The sequence below is a fragment of the Bacillus sp. 05T31 genome (assembly GCF_056396725.1).
In genome coordinates, this window is record NZ_JBFTMA010001332.1 from 1 (window position 1) to 503 (window position 503).

The 503-nt window shown below is 33.9% G+C and carries 1 protein-coding gene; it reads right to left on the reverse strand.

The window, feature by feature from the left end:
* A partial coding sequence (locus tag AC1DJR_RS33180) for a response regulator transcription factor (RefSeq protein ID WP_477004590.1) occupies positions 1–497 on the reverse strand: 497 nt, incomplete at its 3' end.
* Between the last annotated feature and the right edge of the window lie 6 nt (positions 498–503).

Genomic DNA, 503 nt, shown 5'->3' on the forward strand with positions numbered 1-503 from the left:
TAACTAGCAAGTTGTGATAATAATTCAAATTCCTTTAATGGAAGCAAAATCGTCTGACCGTTACACTTTACTTCAACGCCTTTACGATCAATTGTTGTTCCGTGTAGCGTAATTATGTCAGCGCTAAGCATTTGATAACGGCGCAATAAAGCTTTCATACGGAATATCACTTCAGCTGGCTCAAACGGTTTTACAATATAATCGTCCGTACCAGAAATAAATCCTTTTTCTTTATCCACTAACTGATCTTTTGCAGTTAATAAAATAACAGGTATATCATGATACTTCCGAATTTCTTCACATAACGTATAGCCATCAACAAACGGCATCATAATRTCYACTATCGCAAGRTGAATATTTTCTTTCTCTAAWAYGCCTTGMGCTACYTTTCCRTCTTCMGCYTCAAAAACTTTAAASCCCTCTTTTTGTAAATGGTAATGYAATAACTCTCTAATATGYTTATCATCATCAGCTAATAAAATATGTATCATCTTCATTAAACC